The sequence below is a fragment of the Sporosarcina sp. Y838 genome (assembly GCF_056786515.1).
On sequence record NZ_JBXCJD010000002.1, the window covers coordinates 285,346 to 311,271 of the forward strand.

15 protein-coding genes are annotated in these 25,926 nt (G+C 40.4%); 5 read left to right on the plus strand and 10 right to left on the minus strand.

The features are described from left to right. Nucleotides 1-178: 178 nt before the first annotated feature. Nucleotides 179-2,035, plus strand: coding sequence for an LTA synthase family protein (locus AC1TO4_RS04080; protein ID WP_482104273.1), 1,857 nt, complete (start codon nt 179-181; stop codon nt 2,033-2,035). 116 nt (nt 2,036-2,151) lie between these two features. Here AC1TO4_RS04080 and AC1TO4_RS04085 read toward each other — a convergent pair whose 3' ends face one another. The 10 genes from AC1TO4_RS04085 to AC1TO4_RS04130 all read right to left on the minus strand — a co-directional run bounded on the left by AC1TO4_RS04085 (nt 2,152) and on the right by AC1TO4_RS04130 (nt 20,146). Next, nucleotides 2,152-3,471 (minus strand): S-layer homology domain-containing protein, encoded by a 1,320-nt coding sequence (locus tag AC1TO4_RS04085; protein ID WP_482104274.1) that lies wholly within the window; start codon nt 3,469-3,471, stop codon nt 2,152-2,154. Nucleotides 3,472-3,540: 69 nt separating this feature from the next. Beyond that, the gene (locus tag AC1TO4_RS04090) at nt 3,541-4,584 is read right to left on the minus strand and encodes a hypothetical protein (protein ID WP_482104275.1); all 1,044 of its coding nucleotides are present in this window, start codon (nt 4,582-4,584) and stop codon (nt 3,541-3,543) included. Nucleotides 4,585-4,596: 12 nt separating this feature from the next. Next, nucleotides 4,597-5,997: an MBOAT family O-acyltransferase gene (locus AC1TO4_RS04095; RefSeq protein WP_482104276.1), complete on the minus strand. Its 1,401-nt coding sequence runs from the start codon at nt 5,995-5,997 to the stop codon at nt 4,597-4,599. 238 nt (nt 5,998-6,235) lie between these two features. Next, nucleotides 6,236-8,071 carry an S-layer homology domain-containing protein gene (locus tag AC1TO4_RS04100; RefSeq protein WP_482104277.1) on the minus strand — a complete coding sequence of 612 codons (1,836 nt, stop codon included), beginning with the start codon at nt 8,069-8,071 and terminating at the stop codon, nt 6,236-6,238. A 280-nt stretch (nt 8,072-8,351) separates the two neighbouring features. Next, on the minus strand, nt 8,352-9,605 hold the full coding sequence (locus AC1TO4_RS04105) for an S-layer homology domain-containing protein (protein WP_482104278.1): 1,254 nt from the start codon (nt 9,603-9,605) through the stop codon (nt 8,352-8,354). Between the two features lie 319 nt (nt 9,606-9,924). After that, nucleotides 9,925-12,393, minus strand: coding sequence for an S-layer homology domain-containing protein (locus AC1TO4_RS04110; RefSeq protein ID WP_482104279.1), 2,469 nt, complete (start codon nt 12,391-12,393; stop codon nt 9,925-9,927). 906 nt (nt 12,394-13,299) lie between these two features. Then, entirely contained in the window at nt 13,300-16,128 is a 2,829-nt protein-coding gene (locus AC1TO4_RS04115; RefSeq protein WP_482104280.1) for an S-layer homology domain-containing protein, read from the minus strand. Between the two features lie 554 nt (nt 16,129-16,682). Next, the gene (locus AC1TO4_RS04120; RefSeq protein WP_482104281.1) at nt 16,683-18,092 is read right to left on the minus strand and encodes an O-antigen ligase family protein; all 1,410 of its coding nucleotides are present in this window, start codon (nt 18,090-18,092) and stop codon (nt 16,683-16,685) included. A gap of 35 nt (nt 18,093-18,127) precedes the next feature. Continuing rightward, nucleotides 18,128-19,402, minus strand: a complete 1,275-nt coding sequence (locus AC1TO4_RS04125; protein WP_482104282.1) for a nucleotide sugar dehydrogenase — start codon at nt 19,400-19,402, stop codon at nt 18,128-18,130. A 24-nt stretch (nt 19,403-19,426) separates the two neighbouring features. Continuing rightward, complete coding sequence (locus tag AC1TO4_RS04130) at nt 19,427-20,146, minus strand: WecB/TagA/CpsF family glycosyltransferase (protein WP_482104283.1); 720 nt, start codon at nt 20,144-20,146, stop codon at nt 19,427-19,429. 149 nt (nt 20,147-20,295) lie between these two features. Here AC1TO4_RS04130 and csaB point away from each other — a divergent pair, with 149 nt between their 5' ends. The 4 genes from csaB to AC1TO4_RS04150 are packed head-to-tail and all read left to right on the plus strand — an operon-like array spanning nt 20,296 to nt 25,788. Continuing rightward, nucleotides 20,296-21,417, plus strand: a complete 1,122-nt coding sequence (gene csaB, locus AC1TO4_RS04135) for a polysaccharide pyruvyl transferase CsaB (RefSeq protein ID WP_482104284.1) — start codon at nt 20,296-20,298, stop codon at nt 21,415-21,417. A gap of 3 nt (nt 21,418-21,420) precedes the next feature. Then, nucleotides 21,421-22,596: a glycosyltransferase family 4 protein gene (locus AC1TO4_RS04140; RefSeq protein WP_482104285.1), complete on the plus strand. Its 1,176-nt coding sequence runs from the start codon at nt 21,421-21,423 to the stop codon at nt 22,594-22,596. Between the two features lie 51 nt (nt 22,597-22,647). Further along, the gene (murJ, locus tag AC1TO4_RS04145) at nt 22,648-24,153 is read left to right on the plus strand and encodes a murein biosynthesis integral membrane protein MurJ (RefSeq protein WP_482104286.1); all 1,506 of its coding nucleotides are present in this window, start codon (nt 22,648-22,650) and stop codon (nt 24,151-24,153) included. 45 nt (nt 24,154-24,198) lie between these two features. Then, nucleotides 24,199-25,788, plus strand: a complete 1,590-nt coding sequence (locus AC1TO4_RS04150; RefSeq protein WP_482104287.1) for a hypothetical protein — start codon at nt 24,199-24,201, stop codon at nt 25,786-25,788. Nucleotides 25,789-25,926: the final 138 nt, after the last annotated feature.

Consider the following 25,926-nt stretch of genomic DNA (forward strand, 5'->3'; position numbering starts at 1 on the left):
CTGACAATTGAGTCTAGTCATGGTCCTTTTTTTACTTCCTAACAGAACAATGGCTCCGCAAATATAAGAAGGCCAAGTGTTGGTTGCTCATTTCAGGGGTATTGTAAACTCGTTTCCAGAACTCATTCGTGTTAAACTGTATTATTGATGATACTACTTTTACGATTGAGGTGATTAGTTGAAATTACGTGTAAACTATAGAGCTCTTGTAACATTACTTCTGACAATCGTCTATTTCTACTTTCTACTAATCGGTATCGAAACCTTATTGAGTGGAAGTTTTGAGGAAACACTCGTTTGGCGCAATGAAAAAACCGAAGCTTTCTTTTTTAACTTAATGATCATCTATTTTTTGTTCATTCTGTTTTTAGGGTTGTTCAATCGCTATGTAATCAGCTTTATCCTTACAAATGGAATTGTACTCTTTCTTGCAATGATGAGTTATTTTAAGTTTAGTTTTTTAAGTGAATTTTTATATCCATGGGATTTGCTTCTTTATAATAACGTTTTAAATTTGTTGCCCAACATCTATCAACAAGCTAATATAACAAAAGTCGTTGTTGTTATTATAGGCGTAGTCGTTCTTATCTCCGCGATATTCACCTATATCCTAGTAAAAAAACCGGTACGGGTCATTCGTTTAAATTGGTGGATACGTTTACTGTTTGTCGGAATGAGTGTTGTGTACATAAGTACCTTCATCTTTTACCGTTCAGTCCCGCAAGTTGAATCGTCACTCAAGCTTGCCGGGGTTACCAATCTTACCTTCGACCAAAATCGAAACTATAAAACGAACGGTTTTTTTGTAACCCTTTTATTAAATATGCAAAGTGCAATCGTATTGCCACCAAAAGGCTATAACGAAGAGAATATAAACAAAATCGTGGATAACCTGCAGAAATCAGAATCGGGACAAACGAATCCTCCAAACACGAAACCTAATATCATCTTCATCATGAGCGAGTCTTTCTGGGATCCGACACTGATGGATAAAGTTACATTCGATGCAGATCCTATGCCAACAGTGAGGGAAACTCAATCCGGTTCGATTCTGACACCGACATTTGGAGGTGGAACGAGCAACGTCGAATTCGAAGCGCTGACTGGTTTTTCAAACGTATTTCTTCCAATTGGTTCCGTTCCGTACCAACAATACATTAAAGATCCACTCCCTGCCATGCCGTCATACTTATCGAGCTTAGGCTATCAAACGACCGCAATCCACCCTTACCCTAAATGGTTCTGGAACAGGGAAGAAGTTTACAAGCATTTTGGTTTTGATCAATTCATTGACATTGATGGCTTCAAAAACCCGATTTACAAAGGACCGTTCGTTTCAGATGAACAAGTAACGAAGACAATTATCGAGCAAACCGAAATGGCTGAGGATCCGGCATTCATTTATGCAATAACGATGCAAAACCATACCGGCTATAGCGTGGATAAATATGACGAGTTCACTGTTAATGCACAGATGCAGACGGAAGTAGATCAAATCTATAACGACATGCTCCGATCATATACGCAAGGGGTTACAGATGCCGATGCAGCGTTAAAAGAACTAATGGATTACTACAAAGATTCCGACGAACCCACGATCATCGTTTTTTTCGGCGACCATTTACCAGCCATTGGCCAAGATTACCGATTATACAAACTAGCTGATTTTGTCCCTTGGACAGCCGGAGAAGACAAATGGGAATTGGAGGATTACCGAAAAACCAGGACTACACCTCTCGTTCTTTGGAATAATTATGGGGCTGTAACGCCCGAACTGGGCACAATCAGTCCAACATTCCTGGGTCCCGCTGTTTTCGATATGGCCGGAATTGATAAGCCCTTGTATTATTCACTGTTAGAAAACTTCAAAGAAGTCATGCCTGGATATACACGGGAGCTCAAGATTGACGCAAATGATAACTTGCTATTGGTTACACCCGATGAGGCGGAGAGGGCTAAAGAGGACTACCAGCTTATCCAATACGACCTGCTGTTTGGCGATCAGTTCGGACGAAGTAAACTATTTGAGAAATAGTGAGTACAAGTTTAGAACGGAGAGAAGGTATCCGTTCTAAACTTGTTTTTTCATTTGTTGGATACAAAAATACCCTTCACCAATAACGGTGAGGGGTACTTATCATCTTCCTTTATTCACTTCAATTCCAACTTCTCCATCATCTCTTGCCACATGACTTTGTAGCCTGCCGCGGTCGGATGGGGACTTCGTGTTTCCATCAAATCTTCATACGCAACTTTGGGGTTACTGGCAAGATACTCATTGATGGCGTCAAAATGAGAGATGAACGTATACCCTTTTTCTTTACTGATCCTTTTCAGCACATTGTCGATACTTTGTGCTGAAAAACGATAAGCATACGTCTCGTTCGTCGAAGGTGGCGGTGACATGACAATCATATATTCTGAACGCACGTCGACAATTTTGAGCAATTCTCGGATATTCGCTTCATACTCCTGTAAACTACTGTCAATCCGGTCGTTCGTACCAATCATAACAACAACGACATCTTCTTTCTGCTTTATTAATTGATCACTGTTTTTCAATGTCCATGCTGCAGATTTCCCACTAATTCCTGCATTCATCACATCAATCGTACCGAATTCCGGGTTTTTCATATACGCTCTTAATCGATTTGCCCAGACGTCTGTCGAATGAGTCGCTTCGCGGTACACTTGACCTTTACCATCACTGAAAATAAGCCGGCCATCTTTCGGAATGAAATGTCCTTGCACCCCCATCCCCGCCGTGATACTATCGCCAATCAGCTTAATAGAAGATGTTTCTTGAGACATCAGCTTCTGAGACAGCTCGCTGTAAGAACTCGGGAGTGAATCGGTCAGTTTAAGCATCTCAGCTCTATACATGAAAACTGCGAACTCACCACGTTTCAACTGGTCATCTGTACCGAAACGCTCAGCAGTTTTTCCGTTTGTAATGTTGTGGTCAACCATGCCAGCAACGGCTTCCCGATAACGCAAATTTACATCCTTAAAATGAATGTTCTTCACATTCCCCTGCAAATTATAAGCCGCTGCTTGTGTGAGCATCAACGCGACTTCCCCACGTTTTAAATTGTCTTCGAAACCGAAATAACTTGCACTTTTACCATTTATGATACCTGCTTGTTTCAATGAATGAATAGCAGCTGTCGCTCGTTTCGGAACATCGGAGAATTTTGTATTGTTAGTCCCAGAATCCGGTAAACCGAGGGCGTTCGCCAAAATAACTGCCGCACTCCCGCGTGTGATTTGTTGGTCCGTTCCAAATTGCGTCGCAGTAACACCTTTTGAATAATTGTTCGCAATGAGAAATTCCACTGATTCAGCATAGCTGCTTGGAACGTCCTTAAAGGAAGATGTTGCCTCAAACGCAGGAACAGCTGAGGAAACAAGCACCATCATTACGATCGCTAATGTAACAAATCCACGATATATCGTTGTTTTAAACGACATATTAACGATTCCCCTTTCTATGCGTAATCCTAGAATTAGATAGTCACCTATTTTCATTTCAACCAATTGTTATTCAAATTCCGCTACCAATGAACGGACTTCCTTCAAATGTTTTTCAATGTTTTCAGTCGTCACGTAAACACCGAAATCATCTGTAGCCGAGCTTGCTGTCCCGTTCTCAATCCGATTAGCGATCAAATCCCCGATTTCAGGATAGAAGTGATGACCGTCATAGTAGTTATTGATATCATTCGTGACAGTATTCGGATACATGAAGTTCCAGACGCCTCCATAGACTTCTACTAAGTCACGGATCCATACTTCGTAGTCGTCATACAAACCGGTATCCACGAGTGATTTGAACAGTTCCGTGGAGATGGGCGTTGTAAATACAATCATCTCACCATCGGGCATCGTATTTTTCACTTTAGCCATGATTTCCGCATATTTGGGATAATACGTGTAGTGTTCTCCGTAAAAAGTATCTTCAAATCTATTGATTTTTTCACCCGTCATTTTTTCGATTTCATTTTCAGACAGTTTTTTTGCGAAAGCTTCCCCTTGCCTATTGTAAAGCCTATCTTCAGAAATCAGATTTTCTCTTGATAGATTGAAATTACTAATGGAGTATCCCAATACTTGTAGAGATAACAGGTTTTTTGCACGATAAAAAGGTTGATTCACTTTTGCTTCGTAATTGTTCACAGACCGCGCTGCTCCTGCTTCTTCTTCACTTGACTTAAAAAAGTCGACTCCGAGTATAATTCGTTCAATATCCTTGTTTTGCGACTGCGCATATAAAATATAACTATGGTACTCACGCATAGATAGGTTCGCAACTGAAGCATTGAAGACATTCCATTTACCGAATGCAGTAGGATGAATATAAGTGGACCTGCTACTCCCAACTAAAAGTGTATCGAAATCCTTTTCTTCAAATTGCAGCTGTGCTATTTTCTGCTCCCGCTCATTAATGACTTTTTGAACGTCGTTGTACGCATGTGCATGACTGTAATGCCAGAGAGGGTCTATCCAGAAATTGAAGCTCACAACACTTGCTATGAGCACAGCGAATAAAATGACAATCGTACCTGTAAACTTTTTATCCGACATAAGATGATCCCCTTAGAAATTGAAATATAAGAACTCGCTCACTTGTTGTAGCTGCATCGTACTATAAAATAACAGTATAGAAATAAACAGAGCAAATAACACGCTGCGTTTTTGGTTATCCATAATTTCAACCGAGTTTTTTGCAAACCACGATAGAAGTAAACCAAATATCAAATAGAGCCCGATGATCCATAGTTTTTCATTAAATATGGTATAAAGCCCTGTAAGTTGAACACCATTCAACCCGAACATTGCCTTCAGCACCGTTAGCGCATCCGTAAATGTAGCTGCTCGGAAAAACACCCAAGCCAGGTGAACAAAAAGGAATGTCGTCATCCATGCCATCATTTTATTCATCTTAAAGCCGGCCAGTTTCCACCAACGGCAGATGATGCTTGCAACACCGTGCAACGTTCCCCAAACGATGAACGTCCAACCCGCACCATGCCAAATTCCGCTGACGAAAAAAATAATGAAAATATTAATATACGTCCGATATTTCCCTTTCCGGTTCCCACCAAGCGGAATGTATAAATACGTCGTTAAAAACTTCGACAATGTAATATGCCATCTGCGCCAGAAGTCTTGGATATCTAGCGCTTTATAAGGTGAGTTGAAATTGATTGGCATTTTAATGTTGAATAATAATGCCAGTCCAATCGCCATATCAGAGTATCCGCTAAAGTCAAAATAGAGTTGTAGCGTATAGGATAATGATGTAATCCAACTGTCGATAAACGTCAGTGAATCAACTGAGCCATAGCCGCTATTCGCATACTTAGCAAATACATCGGCAATCGCTACTTTTTTAAATAGACCAATCGCAAAAATAATAAGACCTTTCGCAATGTTTTCAAATTGGATCGAGTATGTCTTTTTATCGCTGAATTGTGGCATCATTTGACCATGATAGACGATAGGACCTGCAATAAGCTGCGGGAAGAGCATGACGAATATGCTGTAGTTCAGAAAACTGTATTTTTTCGTTTCCAATCTATATGAATCGACTATATAAGCGATTTGTTGAAACGTGTAAAAACTGATCGCCAAAGGCAATAATATATTTTTCAATGGAATATTCGTATCGAAAAAGAAGTTGACATTTTCAAGGAAAAAGTCATAGTACTTAAAGTATCCGAGTAACAATACATTGAAAAGAATTCCGATTGTCGCGACTACCTTACGAAATTTGCCACCCTTATCCTTGCCCAAAAACGCCCCTATTGTAAAGTTCACAAGCAACGAAGTGATAATGAGCGGTAAATAAGCTGGATTCCAAAAGCCATAGAAAAATACCGAAGCTGCGAGTAACCATGCTTTTGCAAATGGGATATGAAGTCTTCCTAATATGTAATAAAGCACCCATACGATAGGTAAGAATAGAAAAATAAACTCAAATGAATTAAATATCACGATGCAAGTCACCTTTACTCTATAAAGTTAGCGTACACCTAATCATAACAGGTATGTTAAATAAAATCATGTCGTTGTTGATTGTGTTTTTGTCGAAATTAAAAAAAGAAAGTAAGAGGAGGTAATAGAAATAGCCCCTTGATCCACAATTAAGGATCAAGGGGCTACTTCTCTATTCATACTAATTCGCGTAACTGGAAATATTGTTTTAATCCCTGGGACGCGAACTTCAATTCACTTATTTTACTTGTGATAAATACTCATAATCTTTATTTCCATCATTGATTGTATACTTAACATAGTTATTATCAGTTTTCCATATGCCAATCCTAAAAGTAACAGAAATTTGAAATCGCTCGTATGAATGTATTATTGTATTGATTCCACTAGATTCTAATTGTTCCTTGTTATATGAACCTCTAGATGCAGTCCCACTAAAAATCTCCACGTTCTTCACAGTTAATACATCAGAACTAAGGTTTTGAAAAGAAGTACTTAACGCATCAATTCGATTATTAATTGTAATTGATGCATATGTGTTTAGAAATATTTCAGGTTTGTATATTTCTATCATTTTAGCTTCTGCAGCTTCCAAAACTTCTAGTCCACTTATAATCGCTTGAGCATTTAGAGTATAGGCCGCTTTAACATATTCTCTGACCGTCTTCACTGCTCGAACATCATTGTTTGTTAAGTTTTCAATAGCAGGTAATGCTTCTATTGCATCTTCTGCTTTTGTAATCGCCGCTTTAATCTCTTTCTCTTTTTTAAGTTCAACTATTACCACTTCAGCTTCTTCCAATTTTTCAATACCGACGATAATTGCTTGAGCATCTAACGTATAAACTGCGCTCACAAAATCTCTAGCTTTCGTCACATCCACTTCATTTTCAAGCGTCACCTGACTTGGTTCAGGTACTGCTGCTATTGCATTTTCTGCGTTTTCAATGGCCTTCATAAGTTTTTCTTGTGCTATCAATATCTTAATCTGTTTTTCTGCAGCAATAAGCTCGGGCAAACCATTTACTTCAGCTTTACTATCTATTTCAAGAACTTTGGTTACTAGTAGCCGCGCTTTTTGAATATCATCTGAATCAGACATTTTTATAACATCAATAGAAGGTAGTTCGGATATTGCTAATTCCGCCGCTTCAATAGCAGGTGTCAATGTGTCCTCTTTTTCAACAGTCACTTTAATAATGAGATCTTCAGCCTTATTGCCAGCTTTGTCTTTTGCGCTGAAAGTAATTGTGTAAACTCCTGGCACAGAGGTATCCACTTCAGTTTGTTTCTCATTTTCAAGCATAATTACATGTGTAACTGCTACGAATTCGTCTTTATCGTCTGTTGCAGTAACATTAGGAAGTACGTATTCTTCATCGAAACTAATAGTAACTTCCGTTTCTCCAATAGTATTAAGTTCAGGCGCTACCTTATCAGACGACCTTTCATTCTTAATCAGTTCAGCTCTATAAACGAAAATGGCATATTCTCCACGTTTGATATTGTCGTTCGTTCCAAAACTTGTCGCAGACTTACCACTTGTAACTTGGTTATCAACCAAACCAGCTATTGCTTCCTGGTATCGTAAATTAACGTCAGTAAACTTAATATTTTCCGTATTTCCCTTAAGGTCATATGCAGAGGCATTCGTTAGCATCAAAGCAATTTCCCCACGTTTAAGTAAATCATTGAATCCGAACTTTGTTGCACTTTTCCCAGAAATGATACCCGCATCTTTTAACGCATTAATTGCACCAGTAGCACGTAGTGGGACATCAGTGAAACCCGCCTTAGGAGCATCAGCATTTACCATTCCTAATGCGTTTGCCAAAATGACGGCAGCATCACCACGTTTGATTTGGTTATCAATTCCGAATTTCGTTTCAGTAATCCCTAGTGAAAGGTTGTTATTGACCAGGTAATTTACAGATTCTGAGTAAATCTTTGAAACATCTGTGAAAGCGGATGTTTCACCATTCGCGGAAACTTCCGGTACTACAGCTGATGAAACAAGTACCGCCAATACTGCTGGAACAAGTAGTTTACAAAAAAGATGTGATTTTAAAGACATTTAATATATCCCCCAATTAATCGTTATATAATTCTTTTAAACTAATAAAATAATCACTCCTAATTGTACTATAATCCTAATGAATAGATCATGGTAACTTTACGTCCAAACCACCTTTAATTGGTATTATCCCAGCCGCAATTCGTCTAGAAACGTTAATTCGGCAAATTGAATGCATGCCTTAAATTTAAAAAAGGGGAAATGAGCCATTATTGAGCTCATTTCCCCTTCTCTTATTCTGTTATTTATTGTCCATAAAATAGAGTCAACTTTCTGTTTATTATTGAATGATAAGTCCGCTATGTGGATAAAAAGTGACATTGAAACTACTTTTCCCACTATCCACCTGCATCCGGTACACAAGCCGACGATAATCCTTATCCGTGTATATATCATATACATTCTCGTACTTAGAATTGAGCAACTTCACGCTTACAGGAGACGATTCATAGCGTTCGTAATCATTTTTTACGATTTGGAGTGATTCCTCTTTTGTAAGTTCAAAGCTTCCCGCACCTACATGATTCCAGTCGTATCCTGACAGTTTCCATTTGCCCGATTGCTTTTCAAACGTATACTCCAAATAACCGGCAGCCGCAAGCGGAGCATCAAAGGAAATCGTACGAATTCGGACTAGATTTGATGTGTTTTCAAGAATTTCGAAACGATAATCTGTTTCATCCATTAAAATTGGAAAAAGACCCATATCACAGTTTGTACACATACTAGCATAATAATTTTTTAAATCAGAATCTATAAACTGCTGAGTGGCATTTTTCAATAGTTCTGTGCGAACTATGCTGAATTGGGATTTCTGATGTTTAAAACTGTTAATCGTAGCTTCGAGTGTAACTGGTAACCTGTAGACTAAATTCAGTATTTCTTCTTTTCTCAAGGGTGTATTGGAATCAACTTCTGTAACCTTAGGTACATTTAACGCACGATACATAAAAGCTGCATACTGAGCACGTGTCACGGAATCGTTTGGTTTAAAATACCCCTGATCTCCAACTGTGATCCCGTTTGAATACAAAGCCTGAACATGCGTAAAGCCCCAATAGTAATACCATATGTCCGAAATTACTGTGAAGGATTCAATATTCAAGTCAAATGCTACATCTAGCACCTTAGCCATCTGTATTCGTGTGAGCGGAGCGTCAGGATTGAAGTTTCCATTGTGATCACCGCTAAAGATACCCGCTTGGGAAACTCTTAAAATCGCATCGTAGTTGGGATGACTCGTAGGCACATCCTTGTAACGTATATTTGTGTCCTTCTTCGCTTCCAATTGTAATTCATTGTTCAATAACTGGGCAACATGCTTACGTGCAACTTTTTCGTTTGGTCTGAACGTGCCATCCAGATAGCCATTAATCAGTCCTCTCTCTTGCATGCTCTGAATCACTTCCCAAAAACGATGGTTTGGAGGAACGTCCTTAAATGACTGCGATAAAGCTTTCGCCTGTATACTGAGAGACATAACTACTGCGACAACAACGCATCCAATCCATCGCCACATCCAACGATTTTTCACCTAATACCCTCTCCTCTTTTATGGATTATAATTACCATTATACCGAAATTAATCCAATTTAGCTACGACAATTGTTAATTTTTTCCGTGAACTCTAACAGATCTAGTTTTGGATGCTAGCGTTTTATCTTATAATGTGGCGAGTACAAGCTACAATAATAGAAGTATACAATTTATGGCAAAATAAACAGCCCATTGATTCGTAGAGGAATCAATGGACTGTTTCCCATTCAACAACCTATCCCGTATCATCGGTAATGAATTGTCTGAACTGCGTTATAACCTAGTAACCAAAACAACATGGCCCTAGTGTTTAACAATTAATTAGTTTTTACATTGATAGTTGAAGTTGCTAGAGGTACTACTTCACCAGTTCCAGTTACATAAGCTACTAATGTTCCTTCTGCGTTATTAGCTACCGTCCCTTCAATCATACCTGAAGAGATAGATAGTGCTGTTGTAAAATCAGATGCCGTTCCTGAATATTTAACAGCTAAAGTACCTAATACTTCTTCAACATCTTTAGTCTTATCTTCATCAAGATCTACATAGATATCGCCATTTTTATCTAGTTGAGCTTTTAATGTGTTATCGCTCAATGTGATATTAGATGGCTTCAATACAACTAAATCTGATAACGTAGCAGCTGTTGTAATATCTTTAACTTCTTCAAATTGTACTGTTTTGATAGTTGGAGTAGAATTTGAAACAGTGATTGCTACTGAACCTCTTGTTACAGTTCCTTCTTTAATAAGGATATTTGTAGTACCCGCTTTTTTAACAGTAACCGCAATCGTCTTAGTATCAGCATCCACTACCGCTTCTGCAACAGCAGCATTAGAAGAAGATACAGCGTAAGTTCCACCACTTATGGCTTCAGAACCAATTTTGAAACCATCTTTATTGTATGTGTTCCAAAGAAGATTTACTTTGTTATCATCAGAAGCAAATACCACATCTAGGTTTAAGTCTTTTCCAGCGTTAGCTATTTCAAGTTTTCTGCTAGCCACTTTAGCATCGTCAGAGATTGATACTGTAACTGTCTTTAAAACTTTCGTGCTATCTGCATTCTTAATTTCTAAAGTTGTATTTCCTTTAGCAGCAGCAACTGGTGTAACTTCAAATTCCGCTTTTCCGTCGACTACCTTTACAGCTTGGTCTGATGCGTTAGTGATATCTGTATTTTTAGATACTACATTAACAGTGCCTTCAAACTCGTCACCATATTGGTCAACTACAGTAGATGCAACTGTATCGCTGTTTCCATTGTAAAGTTTAACTGAAGTAGAACTTGGATCTACAGTCGTAGCAACACGAGCACCACTTGTAACAGTTAATGGCACTTCAACTTTTGCATCATCTGAAGTTACTGTAAATACTACTGAACCCGGCTTAATTGGCGTAATTTCTCCACTTCCATTAATAGTAGCTACCGAAGGATTAGAAGATTTGTAAGTTAAAGTTGGATCTTCAACAGCGGCACCACTAAGAGATGTTACTTTACCCACATCTAAAGTAGTTGCACCATCTTGAACAGAAACTTTACCACTCTTGACAGCAACGTCACCTTGGCTTACTTTCGTTTCTCCAATTGTTGATACATATGCTGCAAAATCAAGAACTTTTACTTCTTTAAGTTCAGATTCAACTTTTGTATCACCTTTAGTGATTACAACTTTATAAGCAAATTTATCACCAGCAGCAATTTTTGCTTCATCAATTTCACCTGTTGAAGCGTCAACTAATACGTTAGAAGTTGCTTGAAACTCAACAGTATATCCTGCTTGCTTTAATGTTTCAACATTAGCTGAAACACTTTCGTTGTTAATCATGAATGAAAGGTACTGTTTATCTTTCTCTTCATCAAGACGAACATCTGAAGCTGAAATTGAGGCAACATCTAATGAGTAAGCGAAAGCAAATTCAGTTACTTTATCTTCCTCACCTTTGACTGTCTCTTTATATTTCACTTTTAATTCTTTGCCTAGTTCAAAAGCTTTTTCAAATGTTAATGTAGCAGACAGTTTGTCTTCACTTACTTTGTAAGAAACAACCCCATTACCTTGTAAGTTGAAGTTTTCAGCTTTTACACGGTCTAATCCTGAACCAGTTACTTTTAGTTCTTTATGGTTCATCGCCGTTACCGATTTGACTTCAGGTGTACCTGCTTCAAGAGTTTCTGCTTTATATACGAATACAGCAAACTCTCCACGCTTAATATCAGCGCTTGTACCGAAACTAGTTGCTGTTTTACCAGAAGTGATTCCAGCTTCCACCATGCCTGCTACTGCAGATTCGTAACGTGCACCAACATCAGTGAACTTCAATTTAGATGTATCACCTTTAAGGTCGTAGGCTTTAGCGTTCGCTAAAATAAGCGCAACTTCGCCACGTGTCAAATTATCTTCGAAGCCGAATTTCGTTGTTGTTTTACCGTTAATGACGCCAGCTGCTTTCAAAGAATTGATCGCAAGAGCTGCACGTGTGGGAACGTCAGAGAATCCACTTGCAGGAGCCTTTTCATCTTGTAGTCCGAGCGCTTTTGCGAGAATGATTGCTGCGTCTCCACGTTTGATTGTTTTTTGTACGCCGAATGATGTTTTAGTCAAACCGCTTGTAAGATTATTAGATACTAGGTATTCTACTGGAGCTTTATAGTTTCCTGTAGCATCCGTGAAAGATGCTGTTGTTACATAAGCTGATGCGACTGGTACGAGTGTAGATGCAACAAGTGAAGCTGTTGCAGCTGTAACTACGAATTTTTTATAAGTTTTTGGTTGTAAAGCCATTTGTCATATTCCTCCCTGTTTTAGGCAATTCTATTTTTGTTGATGTTTATCAACTAGTAAGTATTTATATCGCCTACAATTCTATTATTGCCTAAGTAGAGATAACTAAACCTAAATAGTAGAACTGTAAAGAATGTAAGGTTATTGAATTCTTTGCGTTAAAATATAATGTATCTTTCGGGATATATACCCTTCGTGCTGGATTAGCTTGATACGATTGATTTTGTAGTTATTCAATGATTATTTCTATACGTTTCATACTCATATCATATTGTACCTTCATTGATTCCTTTTGTGTGGCTGCCCTTATTTCCATACAGTTTTGCAAATGCTTCTAAATAGAATTCTTTATTGTATAAGTTGCGATGCAGTCGTTAATTGTTTGGGCGCCTGTGCAAGACGCAGTCATAACAATTCAGCGAATTTTATAAATACAAAGTGAAAAGCTCAACCAAAGTGAATATGGCTGACCTTTCTTTTTTTTATGCAATTGTATTGAATTTACTGAATAGTGCCGAGCACAGGCACCTGAAAATCATTGCTTAGTGTATAAACAGGATATTGAAGAAGACCAAGAAAATATGTAAGGTTTGTCCAAGTCGCAATTGTAACCGTTCAGAAAACTATATAAAAACACAATAAAAAGCTCAGCCAAAGTGAATATGGCTGAGCTTTCTTTTTTTGTTCAATTATAGTGAATTTACTGAATAGTGTCATACGTAGATACTTAAAATTAAAATAGAAGCATAGAATAGAAGGCAAAAGAAAAAGCCCCTTGACTCATTATAGGATGAAATGCACCCATAAAGGATCAAAGGACTGTTTTCTATTCAATAATCGATCCCGTATTAACGAAAATCAATTGTCTGAAATGCGTTAGAACACGGTACCCGAAACTGATTAGTTTTATTTAGTTGGGATAACGATTTCGTTAGATCCAATTAGTAATGAACCATCGTGTGAAGCAAGGTCTCTCTTCACGTTGATTACGTTACTAGCTTTGTCCAAAGATCCAGCTGGTAATGTAATAACGATAGAACTATTTCCTGCAGTTACTGTGCCAAATGGATCAGCAATTGTAAATGATGTTCCTGGAAGAAGATCTTTACCGTTCAATGTGTAGTTTTCGATATCAGTAGCATCGTTTGCTCCACCTTGGTGTTGAACGCCTTCAGTGAAGTCGATGATTACATAACCGCTTCCATCAGCATTAACTGTTGCAGAAGTAGCTTGAATTGCGAATGGTGTAGCATCTGGGTTAATTACTGTTTTTGCAACTTTGAAAGCTTTAGTTGCAGTAGTTGCAGTGTTACCTACATCATCAGTTAATTGGCTAACTACGATTGTCCAGTTTTCGTTATATCCAGCGTCAACTAGCTTTTGAAGATCTTCATTTGCAGTTACAGAGAATGAAGAATCGTTAGTGTTAGTGTAATTGCCAATAGTGCCATTGATTGTAGCAGGTTTTCCTTTAGCATCAGTTCCAAGGAACTGAACTTTCGCTTCTGGAAGTGCGTTATTAGCAGCAACTTGTTGCTGGCTTAATGTATCTCCTGCAAGATCTTTACCTTTAAGTTTAACTGGCTCGCTTGCAGTTACGATGAATGAATCAGCAGCTGTATTAGTAGCTTCGATGTTTGTAATAGTCGGGCTAGTAATATCAGCTGAAGTCAGAGCAGAACCTGCTGCACTTAGATCTAATACAAAACGGTCATTTGTTAAGCCGTTGTCTGTATTAACTAAAGCATCTTTAGCAAATACTAAACGGAATTTATCGTTATAATAGTTTTCTTTTGTTGTAGAAGTGTTATAAATTTGAGTCCAGTCTTTAGTCAACTCAATAACTGCTTCTTTACCTGTTACAAGTTCAACAGCCAATGGAACATTAGTTGCTTTTACCCAAGTATCGTTTGCTTCATCGTAACGTTGCATTTCGAAATCAGCATTTGTTACAGCATCAACTGGAGTGTTGAAAGTAACACGGAATTGCTCAGGTGATTGAACAGCTACAGTTGCTGTTGGTGTAGTTGTGTTAGCAGCTACAGTGAAGTTCAAGTTTTGAGTTGCAGCTTTGTTACCTGCAAAGTCCAAACCGTTTGAAACTTCAACTTTGTGTTGTCCAGCAGTTAAGTAGTTAGTAGTTTTGATATAAGCCATGTTGCGTGTATCTTCCAAATTTCTTACATCAAATTCACCGTAAGTTACTGCGCCAGCTAAAGGAGAAATTGCATCTACTTTAAATGTAGCTGTTTCGATAGATTCAGAGAATTTAACTGCAACTGTTCTCATGCCTTCGTTAGTTACAGCAGTAGCTTCTGGAGTACGTGCATCTGTCAAAGTGAATGTAGTCGAAGAATTAGAAACTCTTCCAAAATCTGAAACATAACTAGCTGCAACGTTTACAGCTTTATTGTTATCAAGATCATTTACTTTTTCGAAGATTACTTCAAGAGCTTTGTTGTCTCCAGCAACTGGTTTTAGACCAAGAATAGTAATTGGAGTGTTTCCAGCTTGTGTGAATGCCAATGCGCCTGCTTTAAGAGCATGTTTAACATCTTTTGCTGGTAGTCCAGCTACTGCTGATTTAGTTACTGCTTCGCTCCAGCCAGTAGCTGTGCGGTATTGATAAAGAACTTCGCCAGTTACATTGTGAGTTTGTACAAAGTCAGAAAGTTTTACAGCTTTGTCAAAGTGAAGAGTTGAGCGGTCAGCTTGGTTAGATTCTGCACCTGTAAGGTTAAGAACTTCAGATGAACCGTCGTTTACTGCCAAGTTAAAGAATGCTGTAGCAGAAATTTTACCGATTAGGTCTTTATGGCCTTCTCCAGCTTCTACAACTGTTGCAGTAACTTTACCTTGAACTGCTTTGTTGCTTTGTTCAGAAGTCAATACTAGTGTAGCAACTCCGTTTTGAACTGTTACAGTTTTGTTAGCGAAGCTACCATAAGTTGCATCAAGACCAAGAACGATGTCGTCAGCAGTTACGTCAACTTTGCCGTTAGCGTCAGTTACAGTGAAAGTAACGACTGTGTTGTCTTTACCGTCAGCAGCAAGTGTTGTTTTAGCGAAAGAAACATTCAATCCTTCTGCAACTACATCAGGAGTACCTGGAAGTTCAATCAGATCACGCACCGCGTAGATGAATTTAGCGAAGTCTCCACGTTTGATGTTGTTGTCTGTTCCGAATTGAGTAGCGTTAATACCTGTAGTAACTTCTTTTGCTAATAATGCAGCAACAGCTTCTTTGTAACGCTCAGGTACGTCAGAGAATTTCACGTCTGCAGCTGAACCGCCAGTCAATTTGAAAGCTTTAGCGAACATTACTGCCGTGTCTCCACGTTTGATAGGCTGATCCCAACCAAATTTAGTAGCTGATGTACCGCTGATAACGCCAGCAGCTTTTAATGAGTTAACTGCGATAGCACCACGTTTTGGAACGTCAGTGAAACCAGATGCTGCAGCTTTTTCGTCCATAAGGCCTGCCGCTGAAGCAACGATGACTGCAGCGTCTCCGCGAGTGATTTGTGCAGAGATACCGAATTGTGTCGCAGAAAGACCTACTGCAAAGTTATTTTCAACAAGAAACGATACTGCATCCGTGTATGATGCTGGTACGTCTGAGAATGCTGCTGTTGTAACTGATGCTGATGCAGCTGGAACAAGTGCAGATGCCACTAGAGCTGCTGTTGCAGCTGTTGTAACGAATTTTTTGTAATTGTTTGATTGTAAAGCCATGTGTAGTATTCCTCCCTGTTTTAGGTGTATCTGTTTTGTGCTGATATGTATCAGCGGTGTTCTTCCGTTTTAGTATACCATCTGTCCATTCGTTAGGCTATGAAATGTTACTAAACATTTCATAGATTACTAAGGATGTAATAGTACCTAAACTCTCATTCTAGTATACATCTAATTCTGTAATTATCAAGAAGAATCTGAATTAGTTTCTAAATACTTATTTCAACAAAATAATAGAGAAGTAAAATATAGGAAGATGATTATCAAGTTAATGAACTTTTATTTCAACAAGCCACTCTGCATGAACATTAGCTATATAAAGACTTTGTTCAATTTGTCTCACTAAAAACCAATCTACTAGGTACGTATTAACACGTTCGTAAGCACTTCATTTTTCACATGATTCTAAACAATTAGTTAGATTACGCATTGTTATATAGTCGTATTATCTTAAATTTACTACCGATATATTTGGATCAATTAGATTCCTGTCACCTAAAAAAGCCCGAATCTCTATGTTTTTAAACACTTGAGATTCGGGCTTTTTCAATTTGTCATTTGGTTATCGTATCCGTACTAATTCGTGCCTGGAAGACTAGGACCGCAAAAAGAAATGCGAGATAGATTGATACGGATGGTGCTGTCAGTACATGCCCTGCAGTATAGCTAATGCCTATTCCGATGAGGAATGCAACTCCGGTCAAGATTCCAAAGTATGTGAATCTAATTTTGAAGTTGGCGATAAACTGCCAGACGTATTTTAGAGCGAAGTACACGATTGGTGCCATCATGTATAGGAAACCGATGATACCGAAAGAGTAAAACCAGTCGTGAAAATCCATTTCAATCATTTTAAGCGGTTTGTGCGGTTGGGGGTAGTCATAGTTACCTGCGAAACCCATACCAAATAATTTCTGGCTGATCGGTGCTTCTGCGAATTGTCTAGTGTAATCAGCTGCGTATTGTTCCCGACTACTGAACACTAGATTTTCAAACTGTTTACCCGTTATGAATGGGTCTTCCTCTTCTTCTTCATCAATCTCAATTTCTTCCCCAAATTCATCAAGTTCAACGGGTTTGTCCCCCATTGAAATGCCTAGTATGTTTAAATGGGCGAACATGTTTCCGAACACTGGTGTGAATGGTGTAGTGAAACTTAGTACAATGAGTAGGATGATAGAAACAAGTATATTCGCTTTTACCACTTGTTTGTCGGTATCCTTGTTCTTTATAAGAAGCATGATTAAACTGCCAATCAAAACGGAAAGGAGAACAATGATAATTCCTCCGTATCCCACTTTTGTTCCGAGCGCAAGCATCGATATTGAGAGCAAAATGAAAGGCATCCAATGGATAAACTTTTTTGCAGCAGTCATTTTGTTTACTGCGTATAGGGCGGTGATAGGCAATAATATGGCCATTGTTGCACCGATTTCATTGCCCGCGTAAAACCACCCTGTCCATCCCTCTTTCGACCTTGCATAGTTTGCAAGACTTGTTCCAGTCAATTGCGCAATGATGAATACGGCACTGATTATGCCCGATGCAATAAGGAAATAGTTAACGAGCTGTTTCTTTGTATCGGTTCCATTTTTCGCTAGTGCCTCTATTAATAGAAGGAAACCGAAAAACAGTACGTGGAAATAAACGACTTTTGTATAAAATGTCAATTCTTCAACGACGAAAAACGGTTCTTTCACAGTCATACTTGTTACAAAGTTAACAATGACGAGTCCTGCAAATCCGATTAAGTAAAGTAAATAGAGTTTTGCCCGTTTACTTTTTGTAGCGGCATAGATAATCCATCCAGCCATGACTGCTAAATAGGCTAGACGGATGATGACACCGATTGTTAACGGAATATCTATGAATAAGATTGAAGCAGTCGTCAAGATATCAATGATTGGTTGGATAATAATGAACGCAACGAGTGCAAGCATTATTTTATGTTGTTTAAATTCCATGGGGACTAGTTCCTCTTTCGTTTAGGTTTTCTATGTTAGTTTTTAGAATCTCCGAGGACATGGACATCAAATCCTGCCTCTTCCCACTTACGTCGATCGATGCAATTTTTCGTATCGATGACGACTTTGCAGGCCATATGCTTCGCTGCTTGGTTCGGATCCATTGTTTTGAACTCGTCGTGATTCGTTAAAATGACAATTGCCGATGCGCCCTCTAATGCTTCATCTATATTTTGCGTTTGCACGTCCATGTTGTTTGTCTTGATATGTGGATCGTAGGCGACGACATTCAGATTTTTGTTTAGCATTTGTTTAACGACATCGACGGAAGGACTTTCCCGCATATCATCAATATCCCCTTTGAATGCAAGGCCAAGTGCAGCTACTTTTGGTTGTTCTACGCCTTTTTCTTTTAGTATATCCAACGTCAATTGGGCCGTGTATTCTGGCATACCATCATTCGTCCGGCGTGATAAGTGTATGATTTGTGCGAGTTCCGGGTTTAACTCAACAAGGAACCATGGGTCGACTGCGATACAGTGTCCCCCTACACCTGGACCCGGTTGGTGAATATTGACGCGCGGGTGGTAATTTGCAAGCCGTATTGCTTCCCATACGTCAACACCAATATTGGCCGAAATTTTTGCCAGCTCATTTGCTAGTGCAATATTGACATCGCGATAGGTGTTTTCCATCACTTTGACAAGTTCTGCTGTGGTGTCATCTGTTTCATGCATTTGCCCTTTGACAAATGACCGATATAATTCAGATGTCATGCGTGCTGATGCTAAATTCACTCCTCCGATAATCCGATCATTCGAAACAAGTTCTTCGAAAGCACGACCGGGGATAACCCGTTCTGGTGAATGTGAGACAAAAATTTCCGTTCCGATTTCGAGTCCTGATTGAACAAGTTCAGGAATGATGACATCTTGTACAGTCCGAGGTGGCACTGTCGATTCGAGAATGACAAGATTTCCTTCTTCGACGAACGGCGTGATTGCTTTGGCTGCGCTACGGATGTATTCAAGATTTGCCGTTTTGTCTTCCTTAATAGGTGAAGGTACAGCAATAATGAAGACGTCCGCTTTTACAGGTTCTGTCGACACTGTAAAAGCGTTCGAATCGATTGCTTTGTCTAACCGTTCTTGCAGGCCGTTCTCTTCTATATGAAGTTTTTTATTACTGATGTGTTCGACTACACTTTCGTTGACGTCGACACCATGTACGATGTGTCCGTGATTCGAAAACATGACAGCTGTTGGTAGACCGATGTAGCCCAGTCCAACTACGCAAATTGATTTTTTCATTTATATGCTCCTTTTACATTTCACTTAGTTTCTTCTATTGAATAACAGTTTCATTAAAAAGCGTGGTAAGTTGAGCTGACGTTTAATGCGTTTCGGGTCGCTCATAAGCCTGTAAAGCCATTCGGTTCCTGTTTTCCTGAAGAAAGCTGGTGCCCGTTTGACTGTTCCGGAAAACACGTCAAAACTGCCCCCGACGCCTTGGAATACTAAGACGTTTGAAAGCTTGTCCATGTTGCGTTTAATCCATAATTCTTGTTTTGGGCTGCCAAGTGCAACAAAAATGATTTTGGCAGCACTGTCGTTTATGCGTTCGATGAGCGCATTTTCGTCTTGTTCATAGCCGTCAGTCGTACCTGCAATCACAATTCCGGGATTATCTCTAGTAATGTTTTCTGCAGCTCTTTCGACAACTTCTCTCTTTGCGCCGTATAAGTAGATCGGATGGCTTTCTTCTGCCGCGAATTTTAACAGACGTGCCATCATGTCGACACCTGTTACACGTGTTTTGATATTCCCATTTTTCAGCTTGGATGCGAGTAGTATACCTACACCGTCCGCGATTTGAAATGTGGAGCCGTTAATAAGCTCTTTCACTTCGGGATTTTTTTGCGCAGCCATCACTTTTTCCGGATTGACTGCGATAATTGTCGACTTATCCCCGCGAATCATTCTCAGTTTTATAGCCTTCACAATTCCTTCATATGTAAGTGGCGATACATGTACGCCAAGGTATGCATCCTTCATAGTTGAACCCTCAATTCCATCGCTTTCAATTGTATTAGTATAGCAGAAACTCAAAGCGGTTGCATAGCTATCTGTAAGAGTGATAAAATCTGAGGAGGATGATGCTTTCACGAGTACGTGGAGGCTTTTGTTATGAGGAGGAACGGGTATTGAAAATTGTACTTTCCGGCTTTTACGGCCTTGGCAATACGGGTGACGAGGCGATTTTGAAAGCAATTGTTGATAATTTACGTGCGGAACTTGATAATCCGGACATTACAGTGTTTTCGTTGTCCCCTGAAGAGACAGCAAAAGAACATGGTGTAAAGTCGGTCTATCGTGGATGGCGTCATGGGAATAAGGACAAAGTGAAAGCATTGCGTAAGGCGGACTTGCTGATATCCGGCGGTGGTGGACTTTTACAGGATACGTATCCTACTAAATTTTTGTTTGGTCCCCTTCCCTATTATTTACTTATTGTCTTCTTGGCGAAGTTATGCGGAACGAAGGTAATGTTCTTCTCACAAGGCATCGGTCCTGTGACGAGTAAATGGGGCAAGTTTTTAATGCGGTTGTTTGCCAATATGGCAGATTTGGTCACAGTTCGCGATCAGTATTCGAAAGATTATTTGATATCACTAGGTGTGAAACGTCCTGAAACGGTCGTGACAGCCGATATCGTATTTGCCTTTAAACCAAGTGAAGACAATGTTGCGTATGCATCTCTTAGTTTGACGGGTGAAGAACGACTTGTCGCCGTTGCACCGCGTCCTTGGTTTGAACACGAAGATGTCTATATTGAAAAACTGGCATGGGTATTGGATGAATTGATCGAACAGTGTGGTGTTCTGCCCGTGTTCGTGCCAATGGAACCGCCTTATGATACAAACGTTTCGAAAAAAGTGATGGCCAAGATGAAGCATGCGAATCAGACGCGTTTGCTTGGTGAATCATTTACACCCAATGAGTTTTATAATTTCATAGCTAAGACAGATTTAACACTTGCACTACGATTGCACGCATTAATATTCGCGGCGTTATCGAATGTGCCGCATATCGGGTTAAGTTATGATCGCAAAGTGGAGAGCTTTTTGAAACGCTCAGGTATGTGGGACAAATCGTTCCCACTCGGAGAGTTCACAAAAGAGGAACTGCTTGAAAGTTCTTTATATGCGCTTGATCACTCGGATGAATTAAAAGCAATGATTGAACCGAATGTTGACGTCTTGCGTTCTGAAGCGCTTCGCAATGTTGACTTGTTACGAGATACGTTTTTGAATGGAGGACGATGAGTAATGAAGATTTTATTGGCAACTGCGTATGATTATCCTCATTTAGGGGGATTGTCGGTTCATTTGACGACATTGAAGTCGGGTCTTGAATCACGCGGTCATGAAGTGCGTATTGTGTCGTTTACGGATGTGCCTAAGTGGAAAAAAGAAGGTGTCGTGAGAGGCCCTGCTTTTCTATTGAATAAAGTGAAACAAGGCTCAGGTTATGTCTGGTCGTTGAAACGTCGGAAAGAAGGACTTGAGGCAATCATTAAAGCCGAAGTTGCGGATGGCTCGTATGACTTGGTTAATGCGCAGGATGTCTTTACGACATTTGCAGCTATTTCCTCCGATGTCCCTGTTGTCAGCACAGTTCACGGTTACTTGACGTTTGAAGGTATTTCCAAGGGGTCCGTTATTGATGGCTCCCCTGAAGCGAAGGAATTGATGGAAGATGAGCGGGCATCGTATAGAGCGACGCGCGAAGTAATCACTGTCGATACGCGCATCAAGGAGTATATCGAAAAGGAAACAGGCGTGGTCGGCAATATGATTAAGAACTTCATCGATGTCGAGTCGTTTAAGCCCGAGATTGAACGTCGGGATGAATTCCGTGAAAAGTATGGACTAGAGAAAGATGACTTGATTTTCTTCGTGCCCCGCAGGTTGACGAAGAAAAATGGTGTTATTTATCCGATTCTTTCATTGCCAGCAGTACTTGAGAAATTCCCGAAAGCGCGGGTTGTGTTTGCGGGTACTGGCGAAATGATGGAGACGATGAAAGCGAAAGCAGCAGAACTGGGTATAGCTGACCGCGTGACAATGGTTGGTGCAGTTGACCATACGGATATGGTTGAGTATTATGCGGCGAGTAATGTTGCGCTTGTGCCATCAATTTACTCTGCGGGTGTTGAGGAAGCGACTTCGATATCGGCGCTCGAAGCGATGGGTTCCGGTGTTCCATTGATTGCATGTGCGGTTGGTGGTTTGAAGGAAATTATCGAGGATGGTGTGGACGGGCTGCTTGTTGAAGAGCAGAACGTAGAAGCCTTAAGCGACGCAATGATTCGCTTGCTTGGCGATCCTGAAGAAGGTCAGCGCTTGGCAGATACGGCTCGCGCGAAGATTATTGCGGAGTATTCACATTTTGCTGCAGCTGAGAAATATGAAGCGATCTACCTTAAAGCATTGAATAAATAATTGTGAAGCTCCCTGCCCCGGCTGGGAGCTTCTTCTATTATGGAGGGTATTATGAACCGATTGAAAAAGACAGCGTTATGGGCGACAGCGCTTGCGCTCGTTTTAAAAGTATCTGGATTTATCCGCGAATCAATTGTCGCAAAGGAGTTTGGTGCCTCCTCTGAGACCGATGCCTATTTCCTTGCATTCGGCTTCATCACCCTAGTTGTTGCCATGATTTCGACAGGGTTCAATAATGTATTCTTACCGATGTATGTGAAAAGTCGGGCTGCCGGCGAGCGTGGAGATCAGAATGCCAATGCGTTATTGAATTGGACGATGCTCATTTTTGTCGGCGTCAGTTTACTTGGCTGGTTTTTCGCGGATGCATTTGTACCGTTCATTTACGGCAATATGACTGAAGCGACATCTGTTCTCGCTGTTCGAATGACTCAGATTTTCTTTGCCTTTATGACGATGATTGCGCTTAGCGGTTTGCTCGATTCTTATTTGCAATCGCGGCGAATTTTCGTTCCTTCGCAAGTTTCAAAATTGCTTGCGACATTAATGGCCGCCCTTTTCGCGTTATTTTTCAGCGATATATGGGGTATTTTCTCTTTGGTTTACGGGTTTATCGCCGGAACGGTAATGGGGGTTATGATTCAAATATTAGCCCTTATCCGCTCGGATTATAAATGGCAGCCTGTGTTTCGAATGGAGCGCGATTTCAAGGTAGCTTTTTTGATTTTGATTGTTCCTTCCTTATTGAACTCTGTCGTTGGACAAGTGAATTTATTTGTCAACCGATTTTTCGCTTCTGGCACGGGAGATGCGTCAGTTACGTATTTGAATAACTCTTCGCTGATCATCAGTATTCCGAATGCGATTTACGCAACGACTTTGGCTGCCATTATCTTTACGCTGATGAGTGAGCAGACGGAAAATGTGGCGAAATTTAGAGATACTGTGTTTCGTGGGATGGAAATTTCGTTGGTAACGCTTTTACCGGTTGCGATTGGATTGTTAGTTGTCGGCGATGCGGTTGTTGCGTTCATCTATGAACGGGGCGAATTTACGGCAGAAAATACAGCGAATACACATCTGGCATTATTATTGTATTTGCCGATTATCGTGTTTCAAGGGATGCAGCTCATTTTGTCGAAGTCGATGTATGCACGCGGCAAGACGGCGGTTGTTTTTCGGATTAGTGTTACGACGATTGCCGTGAACTTTTTGCTGAACTGGTTGTTGGTTGATAAGTACGGATATCCGGCGTTAGCGATTTCAGCGTCTGTTGTGAGTGTGTATTACTTTGTTGTGTCGATGATTGTCGTGTACCGCGATTTAGGGATTGCCGAGTTTAAGCGATTTGCTCGGATGAGTTCGCGGGTTGTCGGCCCTGCTATTGTAATGGGACTCGCCGTTTGGGGACTAAAGGTTGTCCTTGGGGCTAGTGAGTGGGCAGCGTTGTTACAGTTGGCTGTGCTTGTACCAGCAGGGATTGCTGTCTATGCAGGAATGCTGTTCCTGTTTTACCGTGAAGGGGTCAGACGATTTGTTGGACTTATTCGGAGATGAATTATTAGAAATTAAAGGGAGTCAATTTTGGGAGTGTGTTTTCGATTGAAGAAATGGATTGTTGGTTTGCTAGTGTTGCTAGTTGTAGTCTTGGGTGTCGCCGTTTTGCCCAATTTCATAAAAGATACGACGATTGTCTACGAAGGGGATGATTACATTGCCTCCCTTACGACATCTTCCGCAGCGAAGGCCGTTTTTTCCGAGGAGAAGACACGGAAAATGGAAAACACAGTTGACGTTATTCGGGAATTTGATGTAAAACTGTTCGGCAAAGATATAGGAACGTATTCGATTGTAGAACGAACGTTAGGTAACGGGGCCGTCTTCCTTTTTGAACGGCTAGAGAATGATGGTCTGATAGGGTTTAACATGCGTACCACAATCGACTTTAAAGCCGGTGTGGATCTCAACACGAAAAATTGGAATCCCGTTACGGTTGACCACCCGCATCATAATGTTTTCGGGGAAGATCCGACGGTCAATCCTTACGGCAGGATTACGGCTACCGGTGAAGATCATACGCTTGAATTGCTTATTGGAAACCAATACGTTTCAAAAGCGATGGTGAAAGCGTATGAAAACGGCAATGCGAGTAAGATTCGTGAGTTGGACCGTGAATTCCAAGATATAGAAGTCAATGATGACGCGATTTCAAGGTCAGCGAGCGTCGGAAGTGGAAAAATTGCAGAGTCTTGGATACTTGTAGCAGAAGAGCCTCTTTTCTCCTCCGAGGTTGAAGAGGATGACTATATCGATTTCGCGTTACATAATCAGGTTTCTCAGTTGAACTGGTTAACGATGGACGGCCCTTACACGAAGTTGCCTTTCTCAATCGAGCCAGCTACTAAAATGGGCTATGGGCGTGTCATCGGCCGGATTGAAGATGACGTGGCGCTAGAATGGTACGAGAAATCAGGTTCTGTATTTTTTGAAACGATGGTGTTGAATTCACGCATCAATCTGCTCTACTATATCGATGAGTTTGAAGGGACGCGCTGGCCTTCCGAGTATACGAGCACTTGGCTGGGTAATGCTTATGGTGTACGTGCTCCCTATGTGGATACACGCTACAATGAGTTCGTGTCGTTCTTCTTGGACAAGACCGCCGAAACGTTTAAAGGCGACGTAACAGGCGCAGAACTGTACGTACCTGTTTATGCGGATTATTTACTATCTCGCATTGAAGCTGGTGAAATCATCGAAGCTGGCGATGGCTATCTCATTGTCGATTATTTCGATGAAGATCCGAAGACGCCGGTGACGCATGCTTCCTTGAATCATGAGCTGGGTGGTTTGAAGATTTTATTGACCGCCTTTAGCGATACAGGTGAACAGAAGTATATGGAAGCTGCAAAGCATGTCATAACGGGTATTGAGTCGTTTGGTCATGCAGATGGCGGATGGATCCGAGAAACTGGGGATCTGTGGTATCAAGCGAGACCGGATGGCACGTTTTCCGGTGATGACTATCCACAGCTAACGTTATTGGATCTTCTGGAAACGCAGAAGTTGTTGGAGAAGATGAAGTTGCCACGAAATGCGTATTTCGATGAGATGATCGATGCGAAGCTTGGGTACTTGGAAAGTGAAGACGCGGAATTGATTGAGAAGGTTACGAATTTGCTAGAGGAATAGTTTGATGGGCTCCCAATTGGGGGCTTTTTTTTATGGTAGGAGGATACTTGGAGGCTTCAATGATTTGTATCAAAACTACATTGCACTGGTTGTACGGTTTTCCACACTTGACCTATGTTCTACTTTATTGCTGCAGGT